This window comes from Streptomyces bambusae, from assembly GCF_019400985.1.
Lineage (GTDB): Bacteria > Actinomycetota > Actinomycetes > Streptomycetales > Streptomycetaceae > Streptomyces > Streptomyces bambusae_A.
In genome coordinates this window covers 1-24043 of sequence record NZ_WTFF01000015.1, presented here as the reverse complement: position 1 = coordinate 24043, position 24043 = coordinate 1, and the positions used below count along the sequence as shown (strand labels likewise).

Annotated in this window: 20 protein-coding genes and 1 tRNA gene; 9 read left to right on the top strand and 12 right to left on the bottom strand. The window is 72.3% G+C overall.

What is annotated here, in order from left to right:
- Window positions 1-5 precede the first annotated feature (5 nt).
- Window positions 6-79 (bottom strand) — tRNA-Pro (locus GPJ59_RS04565).
- 98 nt (window positions 80-177) lie between these two features.
- Window positions 178-1116 carry a metallophosphoesterase gene (locus GPJ59_RS04560; protein WP_219665061.1) on the bottom strand — a complete coding sequence of 313 codons (939 nt, stop codon included), beginning with the start codon at window positions 1114-1116 and terminating at the stop codon, window positions 178-180.
- Between the two features lie 67 nt (window positions 1117-1183).
- Here GPJ59_RS04560 and GPJ59_RS04555 point away from each other — a divergent pair, with 67 nt between their 5' ends.
- A complete protein-coding gene (locus GPJ59_RS04555) occupies window positions 1184-1645 on the top strand; it encodes a GatB/YqeY domain-containing protein (RefSeq protein ID WP_219665060.1) in 462 nt (153 codons plus the stop codon).
- Between the two features lie 213 nt (window positions 1646-1858).
- Here the strand turns inward: GPJ59_RS04555 and GPJ59_RS04550 are convergent, their stop codons facing one another.
- The gene (locus GPJ59_RS04550; RefSeq protein WP_219665059.1) at window positions 1859-4159 is read right to left on the bottom strand and encodes a transglycosylase domain-containing protein; all 2301 of its coding nucleotides are present in this window, start codon (window positions 4157-4159) and stop codon (window positions 1859-1861) included.
- 386 nt (window positions 4160-4545) lie between these two features.
- Here GPJ59_RS04550 and GPJ59_RS04545 point away from each other — a divergent pair, with 386 nt between their 5' ends.
- The gene (locus tag GPJ59_RS04545; protein ID WP_214934658.1) at window positions 4546-4896 is read left to right on the top strand and encodes a WhiB family transcriptional regulator; all 351 of its coding nucleotides are present in this window, start codon (window positions 4546-4548) and stop codon (window positions 4894-4896) included.
- A 160-nt stretch (window positions 4897-5056) separates the two neighbouring features.
- On the opposite strand, the gene GPJ59_RS04540 is transcribed toward GPJ59_RS04545, so the two are convergent.
- Both GPJ59_RS04540 and GPJ59_RS04535 read right to left on the bottom strand, forming a co-directional pair.
- Window positions 5057-6388 carry an ArsA family ATPase gene (locus tag GPJ59_RS04540; RefSeq protein ID WP_219665078.1) on the bottom strand — a complete coding sequence of 444 codons (1332 nt, stop codon included), beginning with the start codon at window positions 6386-6388 and terminating at the stop codon, window positions 5057-5059.
- A gap of 145 nt (window positions 6389-6533) precedes the next feature.
- A complete protein-coding gene (locus GPJ59_RS04535) occupies window positions 6534-7514 on the bottom strand; it encodes an ArsA family ATPase (protein ID WP_219665058.1) in 981 nt (326 codons plus the stop codon).
- Window positions 7515-7588: 74 nt separating this feature from the next.
- Here GPJ59_RS04535 and GPJ59_RS04530 point away from each other — a divergent pair, with 74 nt between their 5' ends.
- From GPJ59_RS04530 to GPJ59_RS04515, 4 genes are all read left to right on the top strand, one after another.
- Window positions 7589-7762 carry a hypothetical protein gene (locus GPJ59_RS04530; RefSeq protein ID WP_219665057.1) on the top strand — a complete coding sequence of 58 codons (174 nt, stop codon included), beginning with the start codon at window positions 7589-7591 and terminating at the stop codon, window positions 7760-7762.
- Window positions 7759-8229 carry a RidA family protein gene (locus tag GPJ59_RS04525; RefSeq protein WP_219665056.1) on the top strand — a complete coding sequence of 157 codons (471 nt, stop codon included), beginning with the start codon at window positions 7759-7761 and terminating at the stop codon, window positions 8227-8229. Before GPJ59_RS04530 ends, GPJ59_RS04525 begins: the two co-directional genes overlap by 4 nt.
- A 258-nt stretch (window positions 8230-8487) precedes the next feature.
- The gene (locus GPJ59_RS04520; RefSeq protein ID WP_258023867.1) at window positions 8488-9510 is read left to right on the top strand and encodes an NUDIX hydrolase; all 1023 of its coding nucleotides are present in this window, start codon (window positions 8488-8490) and stop codon (window positions 9508-9510) included.
- Window positions 9507-10355 (top strand): MBL fold metallo-hydrolase, encoded by an 849-nt coding sequence (locus tag GPJ59_RS04515; RefSeq protein ID WP_219665055.1) that lies wholly within the window; start codon window positions 9507-9509, stop codon window positions 10353-10355. Before GPJ59_RS04520 ends, GPJ59_RS04515 begins: the two co-directional genes overlap by 4 nt.
- A 170-nt stretch (window positions 10356-10525) precedes the next feature.
- Here the strand turns inward: GPJ59_RS04515 and GPJ59_RS04510 are convergent, their stop codons facing one another.
- Window positions 10526-11350, bottom strand: a complete 825-nt coding sequence (locus GPJ59_RS04510) for a nucleotidyltransferase domain-containing protein (protein ID WP_219665054.1) — start codon at window positions 11348-11350, stop codon at window positions 10526-10528.
- A gap of 190 nt (window positions 11351-11540) precedes the next feature.
- On the bottom strand, window positions 11541-12215 hold the full coding sequence (locus GPJ59_RS04505; protein ID WP_003981529.1) for a Crp/Fnr family transcriptional regulator: 675 nt from the start codon (window positions 12213-12215) through the stop codon (window positions 11541-11543).
- A 231-nt stretch (window positions 12216-12446) separates the two neighbouring features.
- Between GPJ59_RS04505 and nth the strand changes: the two genes are divergently transcribed.
- From nth to GPJ59_RS04490, 3 genes are all read left to right on the top strand, one after another.
- Window positions 12447-13400 carry an endonuclease III gene (gene nth / locus GPJ59_RS04500; RefSeq protein ID WP_374200782.1) on the top strand — a complete coding sequence of 318 codons (954 nt, stop codon included), beginning with the start codon at window positions 12447-12449 and terminating at the stop codon, window positions 13398-13400.
- A gap of 174 nt (window positions 13401-13574) precedes the next feature.
- Window positions 13575-14288, top strand: coding sequence for an NUDIX hydrolase (locus GPJ59_RS04495; RefSeq protein ID WP_219665053.1), 714 nt, complete (start codon window positions 13575-13577; stop codon window positions 14286-14288).
- A 13-nt stretch (window positions 14289-14301) separates the two neighbouring features.
- A complete protein-coding gene (locus GPJ59_RS04490) occupies window positions 14302-15504 on the top strand; it encodes a MarP family serine protease (protein ID WP_219665052.1) in 1203 nt (400 codons plus the stop codon).
- Window positions 15505-15967: 463 nt separating this feature from the next.
- Here the strand turns inward: GPJ59_RS04490 and GPJ59_RS04485 are convergent, their stop codons facing one another.
- The 5 genes from GPJ59_RS04485 to GPJ59_RS04465 form a co-directional block, all read right to left on the bottom strand.
- Window positions 15968-16954 carry an alpha/beta fold hydrolase gene (locus GPJ59_RS04485; protein WP_219665051.1) on the bottom strand — a complete coding sequence of 329 codons (987 nt, stop codon included), beginning with the start codon at window positions 16952-16954 and terminating at the stop codon, window positions 15968-15970.
- A complete protein-coding gene (locus tag GPJ59_RS04480) occupies window positions 16951-17409 on the bottom strand; it encodes a phage holin family protein (protein WP_219665049.1) in 459 nt (152 codons plus the stop codon). Before GPJ59_RS04480 ends, GPJ59_RS04485 begins: the two co-directional genes overlap by 4 nt.
- A gap of 60 nt (window positions 17410-17469) precedes the next feature.
- A complete protein-coding gene (gene nhaA / locus GPJ59_RS04475; RefSeq protein ID WP_219665048.1) occupies window positions 17470-18900 on the bottom strand; it encodes a Na+/H+ antiporter NhaA in 1431 nt (476 codons plus the stop codon).
- A 254-nt stretch (window positions 18901-19154) separates the two neighbouring features.
- Complete coding sequence (gene acs, locus GPJ59_RS04470) at window positions 19155-21110, bottom strand: acetate--CoA ligase (protein WP_219665047.1); 1956 nt, start codon at window positions 21108-21110, stop codon at window positions 19155-19157.
- Window positions 21111-21404: 294 nt separating this feature from the next.
- Window positions 21405-24026 carry a bifunctional SulP family inorganic anion transporter/carbonic anhydrase gene (locus tag GPJ59_RS04465; RefSeq protein ID WP_219665045.1) on the bottom strand — a complete coding sequence of 874 codons (2622 nt, stop codon included), beginning with the start codon at window positions 24024-24026 and terminating at the stop codon, window positions 21405-21407.
- Window positions 24027-24043 lie beyond the last annotated feature (17 nt).

The window sequence follows — 24043 nt, the reverse complement described above, 5'->3', positions numbered from 1 at the left end:
CACAGTCGGGGTGGCGGGATTTGAACCCACGACCTCTTCGTCCCGAACGAAGCGCGCTGCCAAGCTGCGCTACACCCCGATCGCCGCCCTTGCAGTCTGTGCTGCCCTGGCGACATCGATTACTTTAGCGGACCGTCGGCCCAGGACGAAATCCGGTTCTCGTCGGGCGGGGAACGATCACGTCCGCGGGGTCAGCGTGAGCAGTGTGGCCTCCGGGGGGCAGGCGAAGCGGACCGGGGTGTAGCGGTTGGTGCCGCAGCCGGCCGAGACGTGGAGGTACGCCCGGTTGCCGTTCGCCTCGTGCGTCGACAGGCCCTTGACCCGGTCGGTGTCCAGGTCGCAGTTGGTGACCAGGGCCCCGTAGAAGGGGATGCACAGCTGGCCGCCGTGGGTGTGGCCGGCCAGGATCAGGGGGTAGCGGTCGGCGGTGAAGGACTCCAGGACCCGCAGGTACGGGGCGTGCACGATCGCCATGGAGAAGTCCGCGTCCGCCTCGGGGCCGCCCGCCACCCGCTCGTAGCGGTCCCGCTTGATGTGCGGGTCGTCCAGGCCCGTGAAGGCGAGGTCCAGGTCGGGCAGCTTCAGCCGGCCGCGGGTGTTCGTCAGGTTCACCCAGCCGGCCGCGTCGAAGGCGTCCCGGATGTCCTCCCACGGGTTGTGCACGGCGCCGACCACCGGCGGGTTCCCGTTCAGGCCGTGCCGGCCCTGGACCTTCTCCAGCAGGTAGCGGGCGGGGTTGCGCAGCCGGGGCCCGTAGTAGTCGTTGGAGCCGAAGACGTACACGCCGGGGAACGACATCAGCGGGCCCAGCGCGTCCAGCAGCTCGGGCACGCCCTGCGTGTCGGAGAGGTTGTCGCCGGTGTTGACGACGAAGTCGGGGCGCAGCCCGGCCAGCGACTGGAGCCAGGCGCGCTTCTTGTGCTGCCCGCTGACCATGTGGATGTCCGAGACCTGCAGGACGCGCAGGGGGCGCATGCCGCGCGGGAGGACGGGAACGGTGACCCGGCGGAGCCGGAAGGACCGTGCCTCGAAGCCGGCGGCGTAGGCCACTCCTGCGGCCCCCACCGCCGCGAGTCCAGCAGTGACCTTGAGCGGGATTCCGTAACGCGCGCGCATGGACACATGGTCGCAGACGGTGAAAACGAGTGGGCGGCACCCGGGCCCCACCTGGCAGACTCAAGGCATGACCACGCTCAAGGCCAAGCTCCAGGAAGACCTCACCACCGCCATCAAGGCGCGCGACGAGCTGCGCTCGTCCACCCTCCGGCTGACCCTCTCCGCCATCACCAAGGAGGAGGTCGCGGGCAAGGTTGCGCGCGAGCTCACCGACGAGGAAGTCCTCAAGGTGATCGCCAAGGAGGCGAAGAAGCGCCGCGAGGCCGCCGACGCGTTCGCCCAGGGCGGCCGTCCCGAGCAGGCGGAGCGGGAGAACGCGGAGGGCGAGATCCTCGCCGTCTACCTGCCCAAGCAGCTCAGCGACGAGGAGCTCGCCGCGATCGTGGCGCAGGCCGTCGAGGAGGCGAAGGCGGCCGGGGCCGAGGGGCCGCGCGCGATGGGCGCCGTCATGAAGATCGTGAACCCGAAGGTGGCCGGGCTGGCGGAGGGCGGCCGCGTCGCCGCCGTCGTCAAGCAGCACCTGTCGTAGCGCAGCCGCCACCTTCGTCGTCCAGCAGCTCCTGCTCGCGAACAAGCCGCGAGCAGCACCTGCCGTAAGCGAGCCGCTCCTGTCGTCAGCGAGCAGCTCGTGTCGTAGCAGCTGTAGCGGCAGCCGCACGCCGAGGCCCCCTGCCGGGAAGAATCCCGACAGGGGGCCTCGCTGTGTCCGCGTGTCCGTTACGGCTCAGCGACCGCCGCCTCGCTACGGCCGGCCGCCCCCGTCGGTGTTGCCGTCCCTCGGGCCGCCGATCACGCCGCCCGGGCCGAGGGTGATCCCCGGGAACGGGGTCGTGGTCCCGCCGCCCGTGGTCGTGCCGCCGCCACCGGTCAGGGTGCCGCCGGTCACGCCGCCGGGCTTGTTGTCGCCCGGCTTGTTCGGCTTGCCCGGGCGGTTGGGCCGGGTCGGGGACTGGCCGGGGCGGCTGCCGCCCACGGGGGCGCCGCCGTCCGGGATGAAGACGGTCTGGAAGGGCAGCACCTCTTCGCCGGCCAGGGCCCCGGTGACCGCCTGCTTCCAGATCGGGCCGGGCAGGCAGCCGCCGCAGACCTCGGCGTAGTACTGGCCGCCGATCGTGATGTTCTCCATCGACACCTGCCGGGTGCCGCCCGAGCCGACCCAGGTCGCGCCCGAGATGTTCGGCGTGTAGCCGACGAACCAGGCGTTGTAGCGCTCGTCCGTCGTACCCGTCTTGCCCGCGCTCTGCCGGTCGGTGAGCCCCGCCTGGGCACCCGTACCGGAGTCGATCACGCCGAGCAGCAGCGTGTTGATGGTGTCGGCGGTCTTCTCCGACAGCACCCGCTCGCACTTCGACTTCGGCACCTGCATCGCCTTGCCGTGCGCGTCGGTGATCGACTCGATGGCGACCGGCGTGCAGTACGTGCCCCGGTTGGCGAACGTCGCGTACGCGTTGGCCATGGTCAGCGGCGACATGCCCTCGCTGCCCAGCGCGATGGAGGGCACCTCCTTGAGCTTGGTGCCGTCGGCCGGGATGACGCCGAGCTTGGTGGTGAGCTGGGTCAGCGGGCACAGGCCGACCTCGGAGATCATCTCCACGAAGTAGGTGTTGACCGACATCGCCATGGCGTCCTTCATGGCGTACGGGCCGACCTCGGAGGCCTTCTCGTTCTCGACGCGTTCCCTGCTGCTGTTGACCCAGGTGCCGTTGCAGGTCTGCACCGGGCTCGGGTAGTCCATCTCGTACGGCGACAGGTACGCCTTCGTCGGCGGGATGCCCCGCTCGATCGCGGCGGCCGCCACGAACGGCTTGAAGGTCGAGCCGGTCGGGAAGCCGTAGTTCGAGCCGCCCATCCGCTTGTCGACCGAGTAGTTGATCTGGGTCTCGTTCTTGCCGAAGCCGTACGGCTTGGACTGGCCCATGCCCAGGACCTTGCCGGTGCCCGGCTGGACGAGGGTCACGGCGGTGGCGACCTTGTCCTCCTGGTCGACGTGGTCCTTGATCGACTCGTTGACCGAGTCCTGGGCCTGCGGGTCCAGGGTGGTACGGATCGTCAGTCCGCCCTGGTTCCACAGCTTGGCCCGCTCCTCGCGGGTCTTGCCGAAGACCGGGTCGGACAGGAACGTGGCGCGCACGTAGTCGCAGAAGAAGCCGGCGCCCTTCACGGCGGTGATGCAGCCGTTCTTGGGGCGGGTGACCTTGAGCTGGATCGGCCGCTTCTTCGCCTCGTCGGCCTCGGCCTGCGAGATGTCCCGGACGTCGGCCATCCGCTGGAGCACGGTGTTGCGCCGCTTCATGGCCTCGGCGGAGTCGTTGACCGGGTCGTACCGGCTCGGCGACTGCACGACGCCGGCCAGCAGCGCGGCCTCCTCCAGGCTCAGGTCCTTGGCGGGCTTGCTGAAGTAGCGCATGGAGGCGGACTCGATGCCGTACGCCTGCTGGCCGAAGTAGGTGATGTTGAGGTAGTTCTCGAGGATCTTCTTCTTCCCGAGTTCCTCCTCGACCTGGATCGAGTACTTCAGCTCGCGGATCTTGCGCCCCAGGCTCTTCTCCTGCGCCTCGCGCACCTTGCTCTCGTCGTCGCCCGCCTCCTCGACGAAGACGTTCTTGACGTACTGCTGGGTGAGGGTGGAGGCGCCCTGCGCGGCGCTGCCCTCCTGCGCGTTGCGGTTGACCGCGCGCAGGATGCCCTTGAGGTCGACGGCGCCGTGCTCGTAGAAGCGCGAGTCCTCGATCGCGACGATCGCCTTCTGCATGTAGGGAGAGATGGCGGTCAGCGGGACCACCTGCCGGTCCCGCGAATAGACGGTGGCGATCAAGCCACCCTCGGCGTCCAGGATCGTGGTGCGCTGGCTCAGCGGCGGGGTCTTGAGATTGGCCGGGATCTCGTCGAATCCCTCGACGGTTCCCTTGGCTGCCAGGCCGAAGGCGCCCGCAGCGGGGATGGCGATGCCGGCGAGGACGACCCCGGAGAGGACGGACACCCCGAGGAACTTGGCGGCCTGCTGGCTCGCCGAGAGCCCTCCGCCCGAGCGCTTCTTTCCCATGGAGGGCAGCCTACGTTCTCATTCGCCGGACACACGTATATGCCTTGGCCTAAGCTGCTGCCAACTGTCACAGCAGTGAGGTGCGACATCAACCCCTCGGCTTGATTTTCACCCTTCCCGAATGGGGTGGACTCATGTCCGAATCTCGTCGCCCCCGCTGTCGGCCTAGCGGCGATTCCACCCGAATTGCCGGAATGGTCGGGCATGTCGCCGGATCACTCCGTCGGGTGATCTGCCGCTTACCCATAGTCCGTTCGGACCATTCAAGATTGGGCCCGTCGGGGGTGTTGCACTCTGCCTCCCTTCCGTAACGTCCTCAACTGGCAGCGGTGAATATGCCGCTACCGCCGTGGGGGAGCCTCGATTCGGGAGAGGACGGCGCCGGGATGGGCTGGGTAACCGACTGGAGTGCGCAGGCAGCCTGCCGCACTACCGATCCGGATGAACTGTTCGTTCAAGGAGCGGCACAGAACAGGGCCAAGGCGGTGTGCACCGGATGTCCGGTGCGGACAGAATGCCTGGCCGACGCGCTCGACAACCGCGTCGAGTTCGGAGTATGGGGCGGAATGACCGAGCGGGAGCGACGCGCACTGCTGCGCAGGCGCCCCACCGTCACCTCGTGGCGACGGCTGCTCGAAACCGCCCGCACGGAGTACGAGCGCAGTACGGGCATCCTCACCGTGGACGTCGACGCGGAAGTTGACGTTCCGTACGAGACGTACGCGGCCGCCGGGTAAGGGCGGCGGCGGACGAACACGCGGACGTAGCAGCGGACGGACGGGCGGACGTAGCAGGCGGATGGACGGGCGGACGTAGCAGGACGTCCCGAGGACGCACGCACACGTCCCGAGGACGCACGCACACGTCCCGAGGGCGCACGCACACGTCCGACGTACGTCACCCCGTGGCGAGCCGGACCCCGATGGCCCGCAGCCCGGCGAGGTCGTGCACATCGCCGGGCAGGGCCGCCACCTCGGCCACCGCCACCTCGGGGTGCAGTGAGGTGAAGCGATCGCGGTTGCGCTGTTCGCGCGCGATCACCTGCATGCGCTCGGCGTGCAGGCGCAGCAGGCCGGCGGTGATCTCGTCGGCCGTGATGCCGTCGGTCACGCCCTCGTCGGTCGCGCCCTCGTCGGGCTCGGTCACGGTCACGGTCGCGGTCGCAGTCACGGTCGCGTTTTCGTCTGCGCGTGTGGGCTCCTCCGCGAGCGGGGGAGTGGCCGCGTCGGAGTCACGAAGTCCAGCTTTCCCGGACTCCTGATCGACAATGCCGCCCTCTTCAAGATTCTCTGCGGCGGCGAGCGCCCGCTCCGCGGACAGCTGGTCGGCGCCGCTGCCGTGCACCCGGTTGAGCACCAGCCCGGCGAGCGGCATCCGGTCCGCCGCGAGCCGCTCCACGAAGTACGCCGCCTCGCGCAGCGCGTCCGCCTCGGGCGCCGCGACCACCAGGAAGGCCGTACCCGGGGCCTGGAGCAGCCGGTACGTCGCGTCCGCGCGCGTGCGGAAGCCGCCGAACATGGTGTCCATCGCGGCCACGAACGTCTGCACGTCCTTCAGCAGTGAGGCCCCCATCAGCTTGCTGAGCGTGCCCGTCATCATCGACATGCCGACGTTCAGGAACTTCATCCCCGCCCGGCCGCCCACCTTCGCCGGAGCCATCAGCACCCGGATGAACTTCCCGTCCAGGAAGGACCCCAGCCGCGTCGGCGCGTCCAGGAAGTCCAGCGCCGACCGGCTCGGCGGGGTGTCCACGACGATCAGGTCCCAGTCGTCCCGGGCGCGCAGCTGCCCGAGCTTCTCCATCGCCATGTACTCCTGCGTACCCGCGAACCCGGCGGACAGCGACTGGTAGAAGGGGTTGTCCAGGATCGCCCGGGCCCGCTCGGCGTCCGCGTGCGCCTCGACGATCTCGTCGAAGGTCCGCTTCATGTCGAGCATCATGGCGTGCAGTTCCCCGCCGCCCGCCACGCCCGCCACCTGGCGGGGGGTGTTGTCCAGGGAGTCGATGCCCAGCGACTGGGCCAGCCGCCGCGCCGGGTCGATGGTCAGCACGACCACCTTGCGCCCCCGCTCGGCCGCCCGTACGCCCAGGGCCGCCGCCGTGGTCGTCTTGCCGACCCCGCCCGCCCCGCAGCACACGATGATCCGGGTCCCCGGATCGTCCAGCAGCGCGTCCACCGCCAGCCTCGGCGGGGTGTCCATGGCGGGGGCGGCCGTGCTCTCGGTCATCCCGGCCGACACCGTCATCCCGGCCGACACTCCGGCGGTCACCTGGTCATCCCTCCGGCCACCCTTCCGACCATCCCTCCGACCACGCCTCCGGCCGCCCTTCCGGTCGCTCCCGCCGTTTCCGCCGTTTCCGCCGTTCCCGCCGTCATTCCTCGTCGCCCTGCTTCCGCAGCTCCGTCGCCAGTTCGTACAGCCCCGCCAGGTCCATGCCCGCCCCGAGCAGCGGCAGTTCGTACGTCGGCAGCCCGAGGCCCTCCAGTACGCCGCGCTGCTCGCGCTCCAGCTCCACCCGGCCGGCGTGCTCGGCGGCCTGCGTCAGCAGCGGCTCCACCAGCCGCTCCGCCAGCCCGCCGCGGCGCGCCCCGCCCAGGCCCGCGCGGGACAGCGCCCGGGCCACCTCGGCGCGCCGCTCGCCGGCCGCGGCCCGCAGCGCCTCCTCGTCCAGGTGGTGCGGGCGGACCATGTTCACCACGACCCGGCCCACCGGAAGCCCGGCCGCCACCAGTTCCTCGATGCCGTCGGCGGTCTCCTGGACCGGCATCTCCTCCAGCAGCGTCACCAGGTGGACGGCGGTCTGCGGGGACTTCAGGACGCTCATGACGGCCTGCGCCTGGTTGTGGATCGGCCCGAACCGGGCCAGCCCCGCCACCTCGTCGTTCACGTTCAGGAACCGGGTGATCCGCCCGGTCGGCGGCGCGTCCATCACCACGTGGTCGTACACGAACCGGCCGGCCTTGTCCTTGCGCCGCACCGCCTCGCACGCCTTGCCGGTCAGCAGGACGTCCCGCAGCCCGGGCGCGATGGTCGTCGCGAAGTCGATGGCGCCGAGCTTCTTGAGCGCCCGGCCGGCCGAACCGAGCTTGTAGAACATCTGGAGGTAGTCCAGCAACGCCCGTTCCGCGTCGATCGCGAGGGCGAAGACCTCGCCGCCGCCCGGAGCGACGGCGATCTTGCGCTCCTCGTAGGGGAGCGCCTCCGTACCGAAGAGCTGCGCGATGCCCTGCCTGCCCTCGACCTCCACCAGAAGCGTCCGCCGACCCTCGCGCGCGAGGGCCAGCGCGAGTGCCGCGGCGACCGTGGTCTTCCCGGTTCCGCCCTTGCCGCTGACCACCTGGAGCCTGCTCACAGCCAACGAGCCTAACCACTCGGCCTCCGGGGCGCGCACGAGCCTCCCCCGCGGCAGGCACTACGCTCGCCCCCATGAGCAAGAAGTTCGAATACGTGACGGTCCCGCTGCTCGTCCACGCCACCAAGCAGATCCTGGACACCTGGGGCGACGAGGGCTATGAGCTCGTCCAGGTCGTGCCCGGCCCGAACAACCCCGAGCAGCTCGTGGCCTACATGAAGCGCGAGAAGAAGGGGGACAAGGAGTGAGCGGCGCGGTCGAGGCGAAGCTGGCCGAGCTCGGCCTGACCCTGCCCGAGGTCGTCCCGCCGCTGGCCGCGTACCAGCCGGCCGTGCGCACGGGCCTGTACGTCTACACCGCGGGCCAGCTGCCGATGGTGCAGGGCAAGCTGCCGGTCACCGGCAAGGTCGGCGCGGAGGTGACGCCGGAGCAGGCCAAGGAGCTCGCCGCGACCTGTGCGCTGAACGCCCTGGCCGCCGTGAAGTCCGTGGCCGGCGACCTCGACCGGATCGCCCGCGTGGTCAAGGTGGTCGGCTTCGTGGCCTCCGCGCCCGACTTCACCGGCCAGCCGGGTGTCCTCAACGGCGCGAGCGAGCTGCTCGGCGCGGTCCTCGGCGACAAGGGCGTCCACGCGCGCAGCGCGGTCGGCGTCGCGGTCCTGCCGCTGGACGCGCCGGTCGAGGTCGAGATCCAGGTCGAGCTCACCGAGGCCTGAGAGACACCTCGCGGTCTCACCGAGGCCTGAGGTCACCTCGCGACGCACCTCGCGACGCACCTCGCGCACCTCGTGCACCTCGCGCCTCCTCCCGTACCTCCCGTACCTCCCGTACTCGCGTACGGGAGGTACGGGCGAAGGCGGCGTACGGGCGTATGCGCGGGTCGGCGCCGGAAGGGTCCTGCCCCGGAAGGGTCTGCGCCGGCCTCCGGCGGCGTGCTCTCGAACATCGGGACGGATGGTCGTAGCATCCGCCCCATGGCGAACGGGCAGACGCAGTCACACGAGCAGGACGGGCCGCAGGGCCACCAGGCCGGACCCGGCCACCGCGCACCCGCGGGCGGCCAGTGGTACCCGCCGGAGTGGCCCGACCGGATCCGCGCGCTCGCGGACGGCTCGCTCACCCCGGTCGCGCCCAGGCGGGCGGCCACCGTGATGCTCCTGCGCGATACCGCCGACGGGCCCGCGGTGCACATGCTGCGCCGCCGCGCCTCCATGGCCTTCGCCGGGGGTGCGTACGCGTACCCGGGCGGCGGGGTCGATCCCCGCGACGAGGACCACCGCATCGGCTGGGCCGGGCCGTCCCTGGAGGACTGGGCCGACCGGCTCGGTACGGACACCGCGACCGCCCAGGCCATCGTGTGCGGCGCGGTGCGCGAGACGTACGAGGAGGCCGGCGTGCTGCTCGCCGGGCCCGCCGACGGCTCCGGCACGGTCGTTTCCGACCTCACCGGCGACGACTGGGAGGCCGACCGGCAGGCGCTGGTCGGCCGGGAGCTGTCCTTCGCCCAGTTCCTGGAGCGGCGCGGGCTGGTACTGCGGTCCGACCTGCTCGGCGCGTGGGCGCGCTGGATCACCCCCGAGTTCGAGCCGCGCCGCTACGACACCTGGTTCTTCGTGGCCGCGCTCCCCGAGGGGCAGCGCACGCGCAACGCCTCCACGGAGGCCGACCGGACGGTGTGGATCCGCCTGGCGGACGCCGCCGACGGCTACGACAAGGGCGAGCTGCTGATGATGCCGCCGACCATCTCCACACTGCGCTCGCTGGAGCCGTACGGCACCGCCGCCGAGGCCCTCGGGGCCGCCCCGGGACAGGACCTGGAGCCGGTGCTGGCGCAGGCCACGCTGGAGGACGGCGAGCTGGTGCTGAGCTGGCCGGGCCACGACGAGTTCACCAAGCGGGTGCGGCCGGCGGCCGGCACCGTGGGCGACGCGGCGACCGGCACCGCGGGCGACGTGGCGGCCGGCACCGCGGGCGACGTGGGGGGCGACGCCGTATGACCGACGCGGCCGCCCTGCCCGGCCAGCCCCGAGGGGTCGTCACCTCCGGGCCGGCCACCGCCCGCGCCGTGAACGTGCTGGCCCCCAACCCGTCCGCCATGACCCTGGACGGCACCAACACCTGGCTGGTCGGCGAACCGGACTCCGAGCTCGCGGTCGTCGTCGACCCGGGCCCGCTGGACGAGGGCCACCTGCGGGCGGTCGTCGCGGCCGCCGAGCAGGCCGGCAAGCGGATCGCGCTGACCCTGCTGACCCACGGGCATCCGGACCACGCGGCGGGCGCCGGGCGGTTCGCGGAGCTCACCGGCACCAAGGTGCGCGCCCTGGACCCGGCGATGCGGCTCGGCGACGAGGGCCTGGCCGCCGGGAAGGCGGTCCGGGTCGGCGGCCTGGAGCTGCGGGTCGTGCCGACGCCGGGCCACACGGCGGACTCCCTCTGCTTCCACCTGCCCGCCGACCGGGCGGTGCTGACCGGCGACACGATCCTGGGGCGCGGCACGACCGTGGTGGCCCACCCGGACGGGCGGCTGGGCGACTACCTGGACTCCCTGCGCCGGCTGCGCTCGCTGACGGTCGACGACGGCGTCCACACGGTCCTGCCCGGGCACGGTCCGGTCCTGGACGACGCACAGGGAGCGGTCGAGTTCTACCTGGCCCACCGCGCGCACCGGCTCGCGCAGGTCGAGACGGCTGTGGAGAACGGTTTCACCACCCCGGAGCAGGTCGTCGCCCACGTCTACGCGGACGTGGACCGCTCCCTGTGGCCGGCGGCGGAATGGTCGGTCCGCGCCCAGCTGGAGTACTTGCGCGAGCACGGCCTGATCCCGGGCGCGGAGCCGTTCTGACGGGACGGGATGTGGCGCGACGGGACGCGGCCCGGCCCGACCTGACCTGACGCGCCCCGCCGGCCGGCCCGGCCTGACCGGACCATGACGGGCCCCGCCCGGCCGGCCCGGCCACCCGCCCAGACACGCCCAGAGGGCCCAGGCGCGCCCAGACCCGCCCAGGCGCGCCTCTACGCGCCCACCGGACGCGTCTTCCGGCCGTGGACGCGCGTGTACTCCGCGGCCAGCCAGGGGCCCAGGTCCTCCGTGTACGCGTACAGGGCCGCCGGGTCGGTGCCCGGGGCCAGCGCGTCGTCGGCGGCGGCGCGCAGCTCCGCGGCCCGCTGCGGGTAGCAGTGCCCGAAGATCTCCGCCGACTCGGCCAGGTCGCTGGTCCAGCCGCCCCACCGCGGCATGACCAGCGTGAAGGCCGTCCGTACGAGCTTGCGCGCGCAGGCCCGGCGCAGCCGCCGTACCGCCTCGGGGTCCCCGGCCGCATCGGCCGCCCGCTCGCGCCACCGGGGGAGTACGTCGGCCAGGTCGCCGTTGGTCTCCCGGGCGAGCAGGCTGTCGGGGCGGTAGCGCGGCAGGTGCTCGGCGAGGTCGGCGCCGAGCAGCGGCGTGCACAGGCAGGCCAGGAACCAGCCCAGGTCGTAACGTTCCTGCTCGCTCAGCAGGCGGTCCTTGCCGTACAGCAGCACGCCCACGCCGTCGACCACACCGAAGTCCTCGTCCAGCCCGCGGGCCAGCGCGTCGGCCGTCTGCCGGTCCTCCTGCGCGGGCTCGGCGTGCAGGGCGAGCAGCAGGTCGAGGTCGGAGCGGCCGGGGCGGGCCGTGCCGCGGGGCACGGAACCGTACAGGTAGGCGCTGTGCAGCCGGCGCCCGTACGCCTCGGCGGTCCGGCCGCGCGCGGTGGCGACCAGCTCCGCGAAGGCGGGCTGCACCAGCCCCAGCGAGCCCTCCCGCTCCAGCCAGCCGCTCGCGTCCAGCCCTCGGTGCGCAGCCTGTGTCCCCATGGGACCACTGTGCCTCTTGTGGCGCGCGAGCCGGGAGGGGATGCACGAAGGGCCCCACCCGGTGGGTGGGGCCCTTCAGCGGCCGTTCAGGGGCACCTCGGCGCCCTGGGCGCCCAGGGGTGCCGGGGCACCCTCGGCGCCGTGGCACCTCGGTGCGCGGGCGCGCGGTGCACAGTGCTCCCGCGCGGGGTCAGCGGCTGCGCTTCGCCAGGCGCTCGACGTCCAGCAGGATCACCGCGCGCGCCTCCAGCCGCAGCCAGCCGCGGCCGGCGAAGTCGGCGAGGGCCTTGTTGACCGTCTCGCGGGAGGCGCCGACGAGCTGCGCCAGCTCCTCCTGGGTGAGGTCGTGGACGACGTGGATGCCTTCCTCGGACTGCACGCCGAAGCGGCGCGACAGGTCCAGGAGGGCGCGGGCGACGCGGCCCGGCACGTCGGAGAAGACCAGGTCGGACATCTGGTCGTTGGTCTTGCGCAGGCGGCGCGCGACGGCGCGCAGCAGCGCGGTGGCCACCTCGGGGCGGGCGTTCAGCCACGGCTGGAGGTCGCCGTGGCCCAGGCCGAGCAGCTTGACCTCGGTCAGCGCGGTCGCGGTCGCGGTGCGCGGGCCCGGGTCGAAGAGCGACAGCTCGCCGATGAGCTCGCCGGGACCGAGGACGGCCAGCATGTTCTCGCGGCCGTCGGGGGAGGTGCGGTGCAGCTTCACCTTGCCCTCGGTGACGACGTACAGCCGGTCACCGGGGTCGCCCTCGTGGAACAGGGCGTCACCGCGTGCGAGGGTCACCTCGCCCATGGAGGCGCGGAGCTCCGCGGCCTGCTCGTCATCGAGCGCCGCGAAGAGCGGGGCGCGCCGCAGAACGTCGTCCACGAGTCTCTCTCCTATGTCGACCGGTTCAGGGGAGCCTGTTCCCCATTTTGCCGGACGCATCAAACAGTGCGATCAGTCACAAGGATGCCGGACGTACGGGTGTGCTGGGTGGTGTTACCGGAGGTCCGGGCGGGTGTCAGTCGGCCGCCGTAGGCTGGCCGGGTGTCCAATAAGCCGGTGAGAGCACAGGCCAAGGGGTCCACGGGAGTGACCGGGGCCCGGAATTCAGCTGTGGGCGAACAGGGTGCCACACGGGCACCCGAACCGTCCACGGCCCGACCAAAGGGCAAAGCTTCGGTCAAGAAGTCCGCCGCGAAACCCGCCGCGAAACCCGCCGCGAAGCCCGAGTCGCGGCTGGCCATGGTCCGCCGCGCTCGGCGGATCAACCGTGAGCTGGCCGAGATCTATTCGTACGCGCACCCCGAGCTGGACTTCCGCAATCCCTTCGAGCTGCTGGTCGCGACGGTGCTGTCGGCACAGACCACCGACCTGCGGGTGAACCAGACCACCCCGGCCCTCTTCGCGAAGTACCCCACCCCCGAGGACATGGCCGCGGCCGCACCGGAGGATCTGGAGGAGCTGATCCGGCCGACCGGGTTCTTCCGGATGAAGGCGAAATCACTGCTGGGGCTCTCTGCGGCCCTGCGGGACCGGTTCGGGGGCGAAGTACCGGGGCGACTGGAGGATCTCGTCACGCTGCCCGGTGTGGGCCGCAAGACGGCCAATGTGGTCCTCGGCAACGCCTTCGGTGTCCCCGGCATCACGGTCGACACGCACTTCGGCCGGCTGGTGCGCCGCTGGAAGTGGACCGAGCAGACCGACCCGGAGAAGGTCGAGGCGGAGATCTGCGCGATCTTCCCCAAGAGCGAGTGGACGATGCTGTCGCACCGGGTGGTCTTCCACGGCCGCCGGGTCTGCCACGCCCAGCGGCCGGCCTGCGGTGCCTGCGGCATCGCCCCGCTCTGCCCGGCGTACGGGGAGGGCGAGACGGACCCGGAGAAGGCGCGCAAGCTGCTGAAGTACGAAATGGGCGGCCAGCCGGGCCAGCGGCTGAACCCGCCGCCGGACTACCCGGGCCGCCCGGCGCCGCCGCTCGGCGCGAACGGCAAGGACGCCAGGAACGGCGCGAACGGCAAGGCCGGCAAGGCCGCCGCGGACCGCAAGGGCGGCGAGGACGCGGACTAGGTACGACCGGCGCGGCGCGCCCGGGCGCGACCGGGTACGGCGCGCCCAGGAACGAACGGGTACCCGGCGCGCGTTGGGGCCGGTACGGGACGTACCAGACGACGACAGGCAAGCACGACGGCAAGCACGACTGGCAAGCACGGCAAGCACGGCACGCACGGAGGCAGGGCGCCCATGACGCGGGGAACGCGGGGAACGCGGGACGAAAGCACCACCGGGGACGGGCCGGCCGTCACCACGCACGGCCTGCCCGCGTGGCTGGACCCCGTCGTCGAGGCCGCCCGGACCGTCCGGCCGCCCCAGCTCAGCCGGTTCCTGCCGCCCGCGGACGGCCGCGGGCGGCAGTCGGCCGTGCTGATCCTCTTCGGCGAGGGGGAGCGCGGGCCCGAGCTGCTGCTGATGGAGCGGGCGGGCTCGCTGCGCTCGCACGCAGGGCAGCCGTCCTTCCCCGGCGGCGCACTGGACCCGGAGGACGGTGATCCGCAGACCACCGGCCCGCTGCGCGCGGCGCTGCGCGAGGCCGAGGAGGAGACCGGGCTGGACCCGGCAGGCGTGCAGCTCTTCGGGGTGCTGCCCCGGCTCTACATCCCGGTGAGCGAGTTCGTCGTGACCCCGGTGCTCGGCTGGTGGCGCGAGCCCAGCCCGGTCGGCGCCGTGGACCCCGCCGAGACGGCCCGCGTCTTCACGGTTCCGGTGGCGGACCTCACGGATCCCGCCCACCGCGCCATGGCCGTGCATCCCAGCGGCCACCAGGGGCCGGCGTTCATGGTCGCTTCCGCCCTGGTCTGGGGTTTTACCGCCGGGGTGATCGACCGGCTGATCCACTTCGCCGGGTGGGAGCTGCCGTGGGACAGATCACGGCAGGTCCCGCTCGACTGGCGCTCGTGAGACGGTGGCCCACGTGAACGTGCTGGACTACCTGTTGCTGATCGCCGCCGTATGGTTCGCGATCGTCGGCTACCGCCAGGGGTTCGTCGTCGGCATCCTGTCGGTGATCGGCTTCCTCGGCGGCGGCCTCTTCGCCGTGTTCCTGCTCCCGCTGGTGTGGGGCTGGGTGACCGACGAGAACGCCCAGGTGTCCACCACGGTCGTGGTCATCGCCGTGGTCGTCGTGATCATCTGCGCCTCCGTCGGCCAGGCCTTCACCACCCACCTGGGCAGCCGGCTGCGCCGCCAGATCACGTGGTCGCCGGCGCGCGCGCTCGACGCGACCGGCGGCGCCCTGGTCCACGTCATGGCCATGCTGCTGGTGGCCTGGCTGATCGGTTCGGCACTGGCCGGCACGTCACTTCCCACCCTGGGCAAGGAGGTCCGGAACTCCAAGGTGCTGCTCGGCGTGTCGCGCGTCCTGCCCGAGGAGGCCAACACGTGGTTCTCGGACTTCAGTTCCGCCCTCGCGCAGAACGGCTTCCCGCAGGTCTTCACCCCCTTCTCCGACGAGCGCATCAACCAGGTCAAGGCGCCCGACCCGGCGCTCGCCGCCAGCCCGGTCGCCGAGCGCGCCAAGCAGTCCATCGTCAAGGTGGTCGGCACGGCACCCAGTTGCAGCAAGGTGCTGGAGGGCACCGGCTTCGTCTTCGCGCCCGGCAAGGTGATGACCAACGCCCACGTGGTGGGCGGGGTCAGCGAGCCCACCGTGCAGGTCGGCGGCGAGGGCAGGCTCTACGACGGCAAGGTCGTCCTCTACGACTGGGAGCGCGACATCGCGGTCCTGGACGTGCCCAAGCTGAAGGCGCCCGCGCTGGAGTTCACCGAGAGGGACGAGACCGGCGGCAACGACGCCATCGTGGCCGGCTTCCCGGAGAACGGCTCGTACGACGTCCGCGCGGCACGCGTGCGCAGCCGTATCGACGCCAACGGCCCGGACATCTACCACCGAGGCACCGTGCGCCGCGACGTGTACTCGCTGTACGCGACGGTCCGCCAGGGCAACTCCGGCGGCCCGCTGCTCACGCCCGACGGCAAGGTGTCCGGGGTCGTCTTCGCCAAGTCCCTGGACGACCCGAACACCGGCTACGCGCTGACGGTCGACGAGGTCCGAGACGACATCCGGATCGGCCGGACGGCGCAGGTGCGGGTCGGCACGGACGGCTGCGCCCTCTGACCTGCGGCGCCCTTTGACCTGCGGCGGCAGGCTGCCTGACCTGCGGCGGCTGGCCGCCTGACACGGGGCGCCGGCGGCCGACGTACGCCGCTACGTACGTGGATGACGCAGGCGGGCCGAGACCCAGCGGGCCCGGCGGCGCAGGATGCGGGGGATCCCGAGTCGGGGGTCGTGGCCTCGCCGGCCCGCCCTCTCGTGGGTGCCGGCCGGCGTGGCGGCCGAGCGGCCTTCGCGTGTGGAGTCACCGTAGTCGTGCGTCCAGCCCATACTTCGACGTCTGCCCGGTGCCCAAGGTCGGTAACCGCCTGGGGGACGGCCAATTGGCCTATGCGCCGGGCATGTGAGCGTTCGACGTCCGGACGGATGGCCGACGCGAAGACCCCGACAACGAGGCCTCCGCGTCCGGCGATCGTGCTGTCGGACCGGGCCCAGGGCCTGTCCGGCGGATCAGGGCCGGACAGGCCTAGCGGTCGGGCTCGGGGTCGCCGAGCCAGTTGAGGAGCTCGGTGGAGAACGCGACCGGGTCCTCCTCGTGCGGGAAGTGCCCGAGGCCGTCGAAGAGCCGCCAGCGGTAGGGGGCTTCGACGTACTCGCCCGATCCGGCGGCGCTGCGCGTGCGCATCACCGGGTCGAGCGAGCCGTGCAGGTGCAGTGTCGGGACGCGGACCGGCCGCTTCATCCGGCGGTTGAACTGCACGCCGTCCGGCCGGGCCATCGACCGCATCAGCCACCGGTACGGCTCGATCGAGCAGTGCGCGGTGGAGGGGATGCACATGGCCCGCCGGTAGACGGACAGCGCGTCCTCGCCGGCGGCCGCGGGGTTGTCGAGGTCCTCCTGCATACGCGGCCCCGACCACTCCCGGATCAGCTCGCCCACCAGCGCGCCGTCGTCGGCGACCAGCCGCCGCTCGGGGATCCAGGGCCGCTGGAAGCCCCAGATGTGCGAACCCGCCCGGGTCTGGGCGAAGTCCGACAGCATGGCGGCGCGCCAGCGGCGCGGATGCGGCATGGAGCAGACCGCCAGGCGGCGGACGAGCTTGGGCCGCATCACGGCCGCCGTCCAGGCCAGGTAGCCGCCCAGGTCGTGCCCGACGAGGGCGGCGTCCGGCTCGCCGAGGGAGCGGATGACCCCGGTGACGTCGAGGGCCAGGTTGGCCGGGTCGTAGCCGCGCGGGGTGCGGTCGCTGCCGCCGACCCCGCGCAGGTCCATCGCGACGGCCCGGTAGCCGGCGTCGGCGAGCGCGACCAGCTGGTGCCGCCAGGTCCACCAGAACTGGGGGAACCCGTGGAGCAGCAGGACCAGCGGGCCGTCGCCGAGCTCGGCGACGTGGAAGCGGGCGCCGTTGGCGGCCACGTCCCGGTGCGTCACCTCACGCCCGCCCGGGAGGTCGAGCCGTACCGCCGAGGTGGCGGTGGGAGGTGTGCCGGCATCCGGCGCGGTCGCTGTCATGAGGACGAGCGTGCCACACCCACCGCCTTGTCACTCAACGGCCGCGGGTGCGGCTTGACGGTGCTGACCACCGCAGCGGTCTGCTTGACGGAGGCGATGGTCATCTCCGGCGGCTTGACCTTCTTGAACTTGGCGACGGCGAGCATCGCGAGCAGGCCCGCCAGCAGCAGGAACGCCGAGCCCACGATCAGGAACGACCAGGCGAGGCCGAGCCCGAGGTTGTGGATGCCGTACGCCGCCGCGAAGCTCAGCACCGGCAGCGAGAACAGTGCTAGTACGCCGGCGACGGCGAACGCGGTGCCGCCGATGCCCACGCGCTTGACGTCCTGGCGGAGCTCCGCCTTGGCGAGGGCGATCTCGTCGTGCACCAGGGCGGACATCTCGGCGGTGGCCGAGGCGACCAGCTGGCCGAGTGTGCGCTCGGCTCCCTGCGCCCCTTGGTCCACTGCGCTCATCGCTCTCTCCCTTTGGTCGTCTTGGTCGTCTTGGCCGTCAGTGTCCTGTCGTCACTCAGATCATGCCGGACGGTCGCTCCCGTCGCGGGACCCGGCCGCTGCTTCGGCCTTGCGCCGGTGCTCGGCGGCCTTCTCCTCGTAGATCCTCGCCATCCGCAGGTGGTACTCCGGGTTCTGCTCCTCGTAGATGTCCGGGATGCCGTCGGCGTCCTCGTCGCGCTCCTCCTCGGCGGTCAGCGCGCGGTACTTGCGGTCCCGGAGCTTGAGCAGGACGCAGGCCAGGACCGCGGCGACGAGCGAGCCGATCAGGACCGCGGCCTTGATCTCCTCGGTGAGCACCGGGTCCTCGGTGAAGGCGAGTTCACCGATCAGCAGGGAGACGGTGAAGCCGATGCCGGCGAGCGAGGCGACGGCGAAGACGTCGGGCCAGGCGAGGTCCTCGCTGAGTTCGGCCTGGGTGAAGCGGGCGGCCAGCCAGGTGCCGCCGAAGATGCCGACCGCCTTGCCGACCACCAGACCGAGGACCACGCCGAGGGTCTCGGGGCGGCTGAAGACCTGCGCGATCGCCTCGTCGGAGAGGGAGACGCCCGCGGAGAACAGCGCGAACAGCGGTACGGCGAGGCCGGCCGACAGGGGCCGGACCAGGTGCTCGATGTGTTCGCCGGGCGACTGCTCCTCGCCCTCCTCGCGGTGGCAGCGCAGCATCAGGCCCATGGCGACGCCGGCGATGGTCGCGTGGACGCCGCTGTTGTACATCAGGGCCCAGACGACCACGGCGAGCGGGACGTAGACGTACCAGCCGCGCACGCCCTTGCGGAGCAGGAACCAGAACAGCACCAGGCCGACGAAGGCGCCGCCGAGCTGCGGGAAGCTGATCTCCTCGGTGAAGAAGACGGCGATGATGATGATCGCGAACAGGTCGTCCACGACGGCCAGGGTCAGCAGGAACGCGCGCAGGGCGGACGGCAGCGAGGTGCCGATGACCGCGAGGACGGCGAGCGCGAAGGCGATGTCGGTGGCGGTGGGGACCGCCCAGCCGGCCAGGGATCCGTCGCCGACGGTGTTGACCAGGGTGTAGACGAGGGCGGGCATGGCCATGCCGCAGACGGCGGCGATGACGGGGAGGGCCGCCGCCTTGGGGTCGCGCAGGTCGCCGGCGACCAGCTCGCGCTTGAGCTCGATGCCGGCGACGAAGAAGAAGACCGCGAGCAGGCCCTCGGAAGCCCAGTGCTGGAGCGAAAGGTTCAGGCCGAGGGCGGCGGGGCCGATGTGGAAGTCGCGGACGGCGACGTAGCTGGCGGTCAGCGGGGGAGTGTTCACCCAGATGAGGGCGGCTACGGCGGCCACGAGGAGGAGGATGCCGCCGACCGTCTCGGTGCGCAGGGCGTCGGCCACGAAGCGGCGCTCGGGGAGCGAGAGCCGGCCGAGCAGCTTGCGGCGGGAGCGGGGCGTGGCCACGGCGGGGGACCTCCGGGGTGGGTTGGACGGCATGGCGAAGCTCGTGCCGACCAGACTTCCCGGCGCACCCGTGCATATTTTTACGCTTTCACTACTTTACAGGGAGCGCGCGAGGGCATATCCGGCGATCTTCACCATAAACGCGAAAGGGGCATCCGGCGCGGTCGCGCCGGATGCCCCCTCCCGTGGAGACGGGTCGGTCCCGGTCCCACCGTGGAGACGGGTCGGTCCCCTGTGGGGACGGGTCGGTCCCCCGTGGGGACGGTCAGCCCTCCGCGTGGGGCCGGTCAGTCCTCGCCGGTCGCCGTCGGCAGCTTGGTCTGGATCAGGTCCATGACCGAGGAGTCGGTCAGCGTGGTGACGTCGCCCAGCTCGCGGTTCTCGGCCACGTCGCGCAGCAGCCGGCGCATGATCTTGCCGGAGCGGGTCTTGGGCAGCTCCGCGACCGGCAGGATCCGCTTGGGCTTGGCGATAGGGCCGAGGGTGGCGCCGACGTGGTTGCGCAGCTCCGCGACCAGGCCGTCGTGCTCGGAGGCGGTCCCGCGCAGGATCACGAACGCCACGATCGCCTGGCCGGTGGTCTCGTCCGCGGCGCCGACGACGGCCGCCTCGGCGACCGACGGGTGCGAGACCAGTGCCGACTCGACCTCGGTGGTCGAGATGTTGTGGCCGGACACCAGCATCACGTCGTCCACCCGGCCCAGCAGCCAGATGTCGCCGTCCTCGTCCTTCTTGGCGCCGTCGCCGGCGAAGTACTTGCTGTCGAAGCGCGACCAGTAGGTGTCGATGAAGCGCTGGTCGTCGCCCCAGATGGTGCGCAGCATCGACGGCCACGGCTCGGTCAGGACCAGGTAGCCGCCTCCGCCGTTCGGGACCTCCTGCGCCTCGTCGTCGACGACGGTGGCGCAGATGCCGGGCAGCGGGCGCTGGGCGGAGCCGGGCTTGGTCTCCGTGACGCCGGGCAGCGGCGAGATCATCATGGCGCCGGTCTCGGTCTGCCACCAGGTGTCCACGATCGGGCAGCGGTCGCCGCCGATGTGCTTGCGGTACCAGACCCAGGCCTCGGGGTTGATCGGCTCGCCGACCGAGCCCAGCACGCGCAGCGACGACAGGTCGAACTTGGCGGGGATGTCGTCGCCCCACTTCATGAACGTACGGATGGCGGTGGGCGCCGTGTAGAGGATCGTGACGCCGTACTTCTGCACGACCTCCCAGAACCGGCCCTGGTGCGGGGTGTCCGGGGTGCCCTCGTACATGACCTGCGTGGCGCCGTTGGCGAGCGGGCCGTAGACGATGTACGAGTGCCCGGTGACCCAGCCGATGTCGGCGGTGCACCAGAAGACGTCGCTCTCGGGCTTGAGGTCGAACACCGCGTGGTGGGTGTACGCGGCCTGCGTGAGGTATCCGCCCGAGGTGTGCAGGATGCCCTTGGGCTTACCCGTCGTGCCCGAGGTGTAGAGGATGAAGAGCGGGTGCTCCGCCTCGAAGGCCTCCGGCGTGTGCTCCTTCGACTGGCGGCCGACCAGCTCGTGCCACCAGACGTCGCGGCCGGCGGTGAAGGGGGTCTCCTGGCCGGTGCGCTGCACCACCAGCACGTTCTTGACCTGCGGGCACTTGGCGACGGCCTCGTCGATGGCCGGCTTGAGCGCGGAGGGCTTGCCGCGGCGGTAGCCGCCGTCGGCGGTGATGACCAGCTTGGCGTCGGCGTCCTGGATGCGGGAGGCGACGGCGTCGGCGGAGAAACCGCCGAAGACCACGGAGTGGGCGGCGCCGACCCGGGCGCACGCGAGCATCGCGACGACGGCCTCGGGGATCATCGGCAGGTAGACGGCGACCCGGTCGCCGGCCTGGACGCCCAGCTCGGCCAGGGCGTTGGCGGCCTTGGAGACCTCGTCCTTCAGCTCGGCGTACGTGATTGCGCGGCCGTCGCCGGGCTCGCCCTCGAAGTGGATCGCGACGCGGTCGCCGAGGCCGGCCTCGACGTGGCGGTCGACGCAGTTGTAGGCGACGTTCAGCTTGCCGTCCGCGAACCACTTCGCGAAGGGCGGGTTGGACCAGTCGAGCGTCTCGGTCGGCTCGGTGGCCCAGGTCAGCCGCCGGGCCTGCGCGGCCCAGAAGCCCAGCCTGTCGGCGTCCGCCTCCTCGTAGGCGCGTGCCGTGACGTTCGCGGCGGCGGCCAGATCGGCGGGCGGTGCGAACCGCCGCTCCTCCTTGAGCAGGTTCGCCAGGCTTTCGTTGCTCACCGACATCTCCCTTTCCCAGGGTGTCCGTTGTGTCCCCGGGCATAGCTCATCAGCAGACCGGCCAGGTGGCAAGGCCTTGTCCCGAAATTGGTGTAGACCTATAGAGGATCGGCCGGGGCGGTCCCTCCCCACTGCAGGGTGCGGGAAGGGGCCGTACGTATCCACGGTTTCGACGGCGTGTCGGTTCACCGGGCGTCCCACCGGGAGCCCCACCGGGCGTCCCATCGGGATCCTCGCCGGAAGTCCCTGGTCGGCGGGGTGTCACGGGTGCCACCGGGAGGGAGGGCCCGGGCCTCACAGGGAGACCCGGACCGGCGGCCGCACGGTGTCGAAGACGCGGGGGTCGAAGTGGTCCTCCCCTCCGGTCAGCAGGTACGCCTGGGCCTCGCCGACGTGGAAGTACATGCCGTGCAGCTCCAGGGTGCCCTCGGAGAGCCGGCGGGCCACCGAGTCGTGCGCCCGCAGGTGCTCCAGCTGCTGCACCACGTTGGTCAGGCACAACTGCTCCACCGCGTCGGCCGGGAGCCGGCCCGCGATCCGCGCCCAGGGGTGGTGGCGGCTGGCCATCCGCTCCAGGCTCGGCCGGCCGTGCTGCAGCCAGCGGCGCAGGGGGGTCGTCGGCTCGTGGGACTTTCCGGGGTCCCCGGGCTCGGTGGGGTCGCCGGAGGTGTTCAGCAGAGCCTGCATCGCCCCGCAGCCCGAGTGGCCGCACACCGTGATGCTGTCCACCTCCAGCACGTCCACGGCGTACTCGATGGCCGCGGCGACCGAGTCGTCCCCGGACTCCGCGCCCGGCAGCGGGACGAGGTTCCCCACGTTGCGCACGGTGAACAGGTCCCCGGGGCCGCTGGCGGTGATCATGCTGGTGACCAGCCGGGAGTCCGCACAGGTCAGGAACAGCTGCGCCGGGCTCTGGCCCTCGCGCGCCAGCCGGGCCAGCTCGTCCCGGACGTGCGGGGCCGTGTCGCGCTGGAATGCGGTGATCCCGCTGGCCAGCTGACCGGCGCCGCGGCGCGGGGCGGCCGTCGCCGCGAGGGAGCGGTGGTCGCAGTGGTTGGCCCAGGGGGTCCATGGCCGGCAGCACTGGTGGCCGCGCTGGCCGCCGCGTCCGTGCTGAACCCGCGGCGCGGGCTGCTTCCCCTGCCCGGAAGGCGCGTCCTGTGCGTCCTGCGTGTGCTGTGCGTGCTGTCCGTGCTGCGCGTCCTGCGCGTCCCACAAGTCCCGCCTGTCCCGTCCGGCCTCCCTGTCCCGCCCGTCCCGCACGCTTCGTGCATCCCGCCCGTCCCACGCAGCCCGCCGATGCTGCCCATCCCACCCATCCCATCCGTCCCACCCGTCCCGCCAGGCCTGCCGGGTCTCGGCGAGCCGGGCGTCCTGCGCGCGCAAGGCGTCCCCGGCCGGTCCGGCCGGATCGGCGGTCGTGGCGGGGTCGGCGGTCGAGTCCGGCTCGGCGGTCGCGGCCGGGGTGCGGCCGGTGACTTCCACCGAGCCGCCGTGCGCCCGGTGGGAGTCCTGCCAGTCGTGGAGGGTCTCGTACGCGGCGTGGTCCATGAACGAGCCGTCCAGCTCGATCACCGCGTGGCCCCGGTGCGGCACCAGGGCCAGGACCCGGCTGAGCCGGGGTACCGCGAGGAACGTCAACTGCCCGCGCGCCCGCACCCGGTGGACGCCGTCGGCCGCCTCCAGCGTGATCCGGGTCCGGGTCAGCCGGTACAGCGCGACGGCCACCGCCACGGCGATGCCGATGGCGACGCCCTCCAGCACCCCGCCGAAGACCACGCCCGTGAGCGTCGCGGCGTAGACGAGGATCTCCCGGTGCCGGGTGACGGTGCGCATGTGCGTGATGCTGACCATCTGCACGCCCACGGCCATCACCAGCGCGGCGAGGGCCGCCAGCGGGATCAGGTCCAGGACGGGTACGAGCACCGCGGCCGCGAGCACCACCCAGCAGCCGTGCAGGACCGACGAGGTCCGGCTGACCGCGCCGGACTTGACGTTCGCCACGCTGCGGACCGCCACGCCCGTGACGGGCAGGCCGCCGAGCGCGCCGGAGACGATGTTGGCCCCGCCCTGCCCGCGAAGCTCCTTGTCGAGGTCGGCCCGCGGCGGACGGTCGACCGTGTCCCGGCCGGAGGCGATCAGCTTGTCGGTGGCCACCGCCGAGAGCAGCGACTCGACGCTGCCCACCAGGGTGATGGTCAGCACCGCGGCCACGATCCCCAGGAGCGGGCCCTGGGGCAGTTCGGGCAGTGCGTGGCTGCGCCAGGACGGCAGGTCCACCCGGGGCAGGGAGAGCCCGGCCGCCGCCGCGAAGGCGGTGGCCGAGGCCACGGCGGCCAGCGCGGCCGGGACCTTGCGCAGGGCGGCTCCGGCCCGCCCGGGCAGCCGCGGCCAGGCGAGCAGCACCCCGAGGACGAGGGCGCTGACGGCGAGGGCTGCGGGGTGGAGGTCGGCCAACTGCTGGGGCAGTCCGAGGACGTTGGCCACGGCGGAGCTCTGCGGGGTGCCGCCGAGCACGATGTGCAGCTGGGCGAGGGCGATCGTCACGCCGATGCCGCCGAGCATGCCGTGCACCACGGCGGGGCTCACCATCAGTGCGGACCGGGCCGTGCGCAGCAGGGCGAGGCCGAGCTGACAGAAGCCGGCCAGCACCGTGATGGCGCAGGTGGTGCGCCAGCCGTAGTGCTGGATCAACTCGGCGGTGACGACGGTGAGTCCGGCGGCGGGCCCGCCCACCTGGGGGGGGGGCCCCCCGAGACGGCCGGGGACGACTCCGCCCGGCGCCGCGGGCACCCGGCCGGGCCGCCGGGGGGGGCCGGTGGGCCGGGGGGTGGCCAGGGGGAGCGGCCAGGGGATCAAGGAGACCGGGGTGGGGGCGGTGCAGGATGGGGGGGAGGGGGGGGTGTGGTGGGGCATGTGGCGGCTTCTTTGGG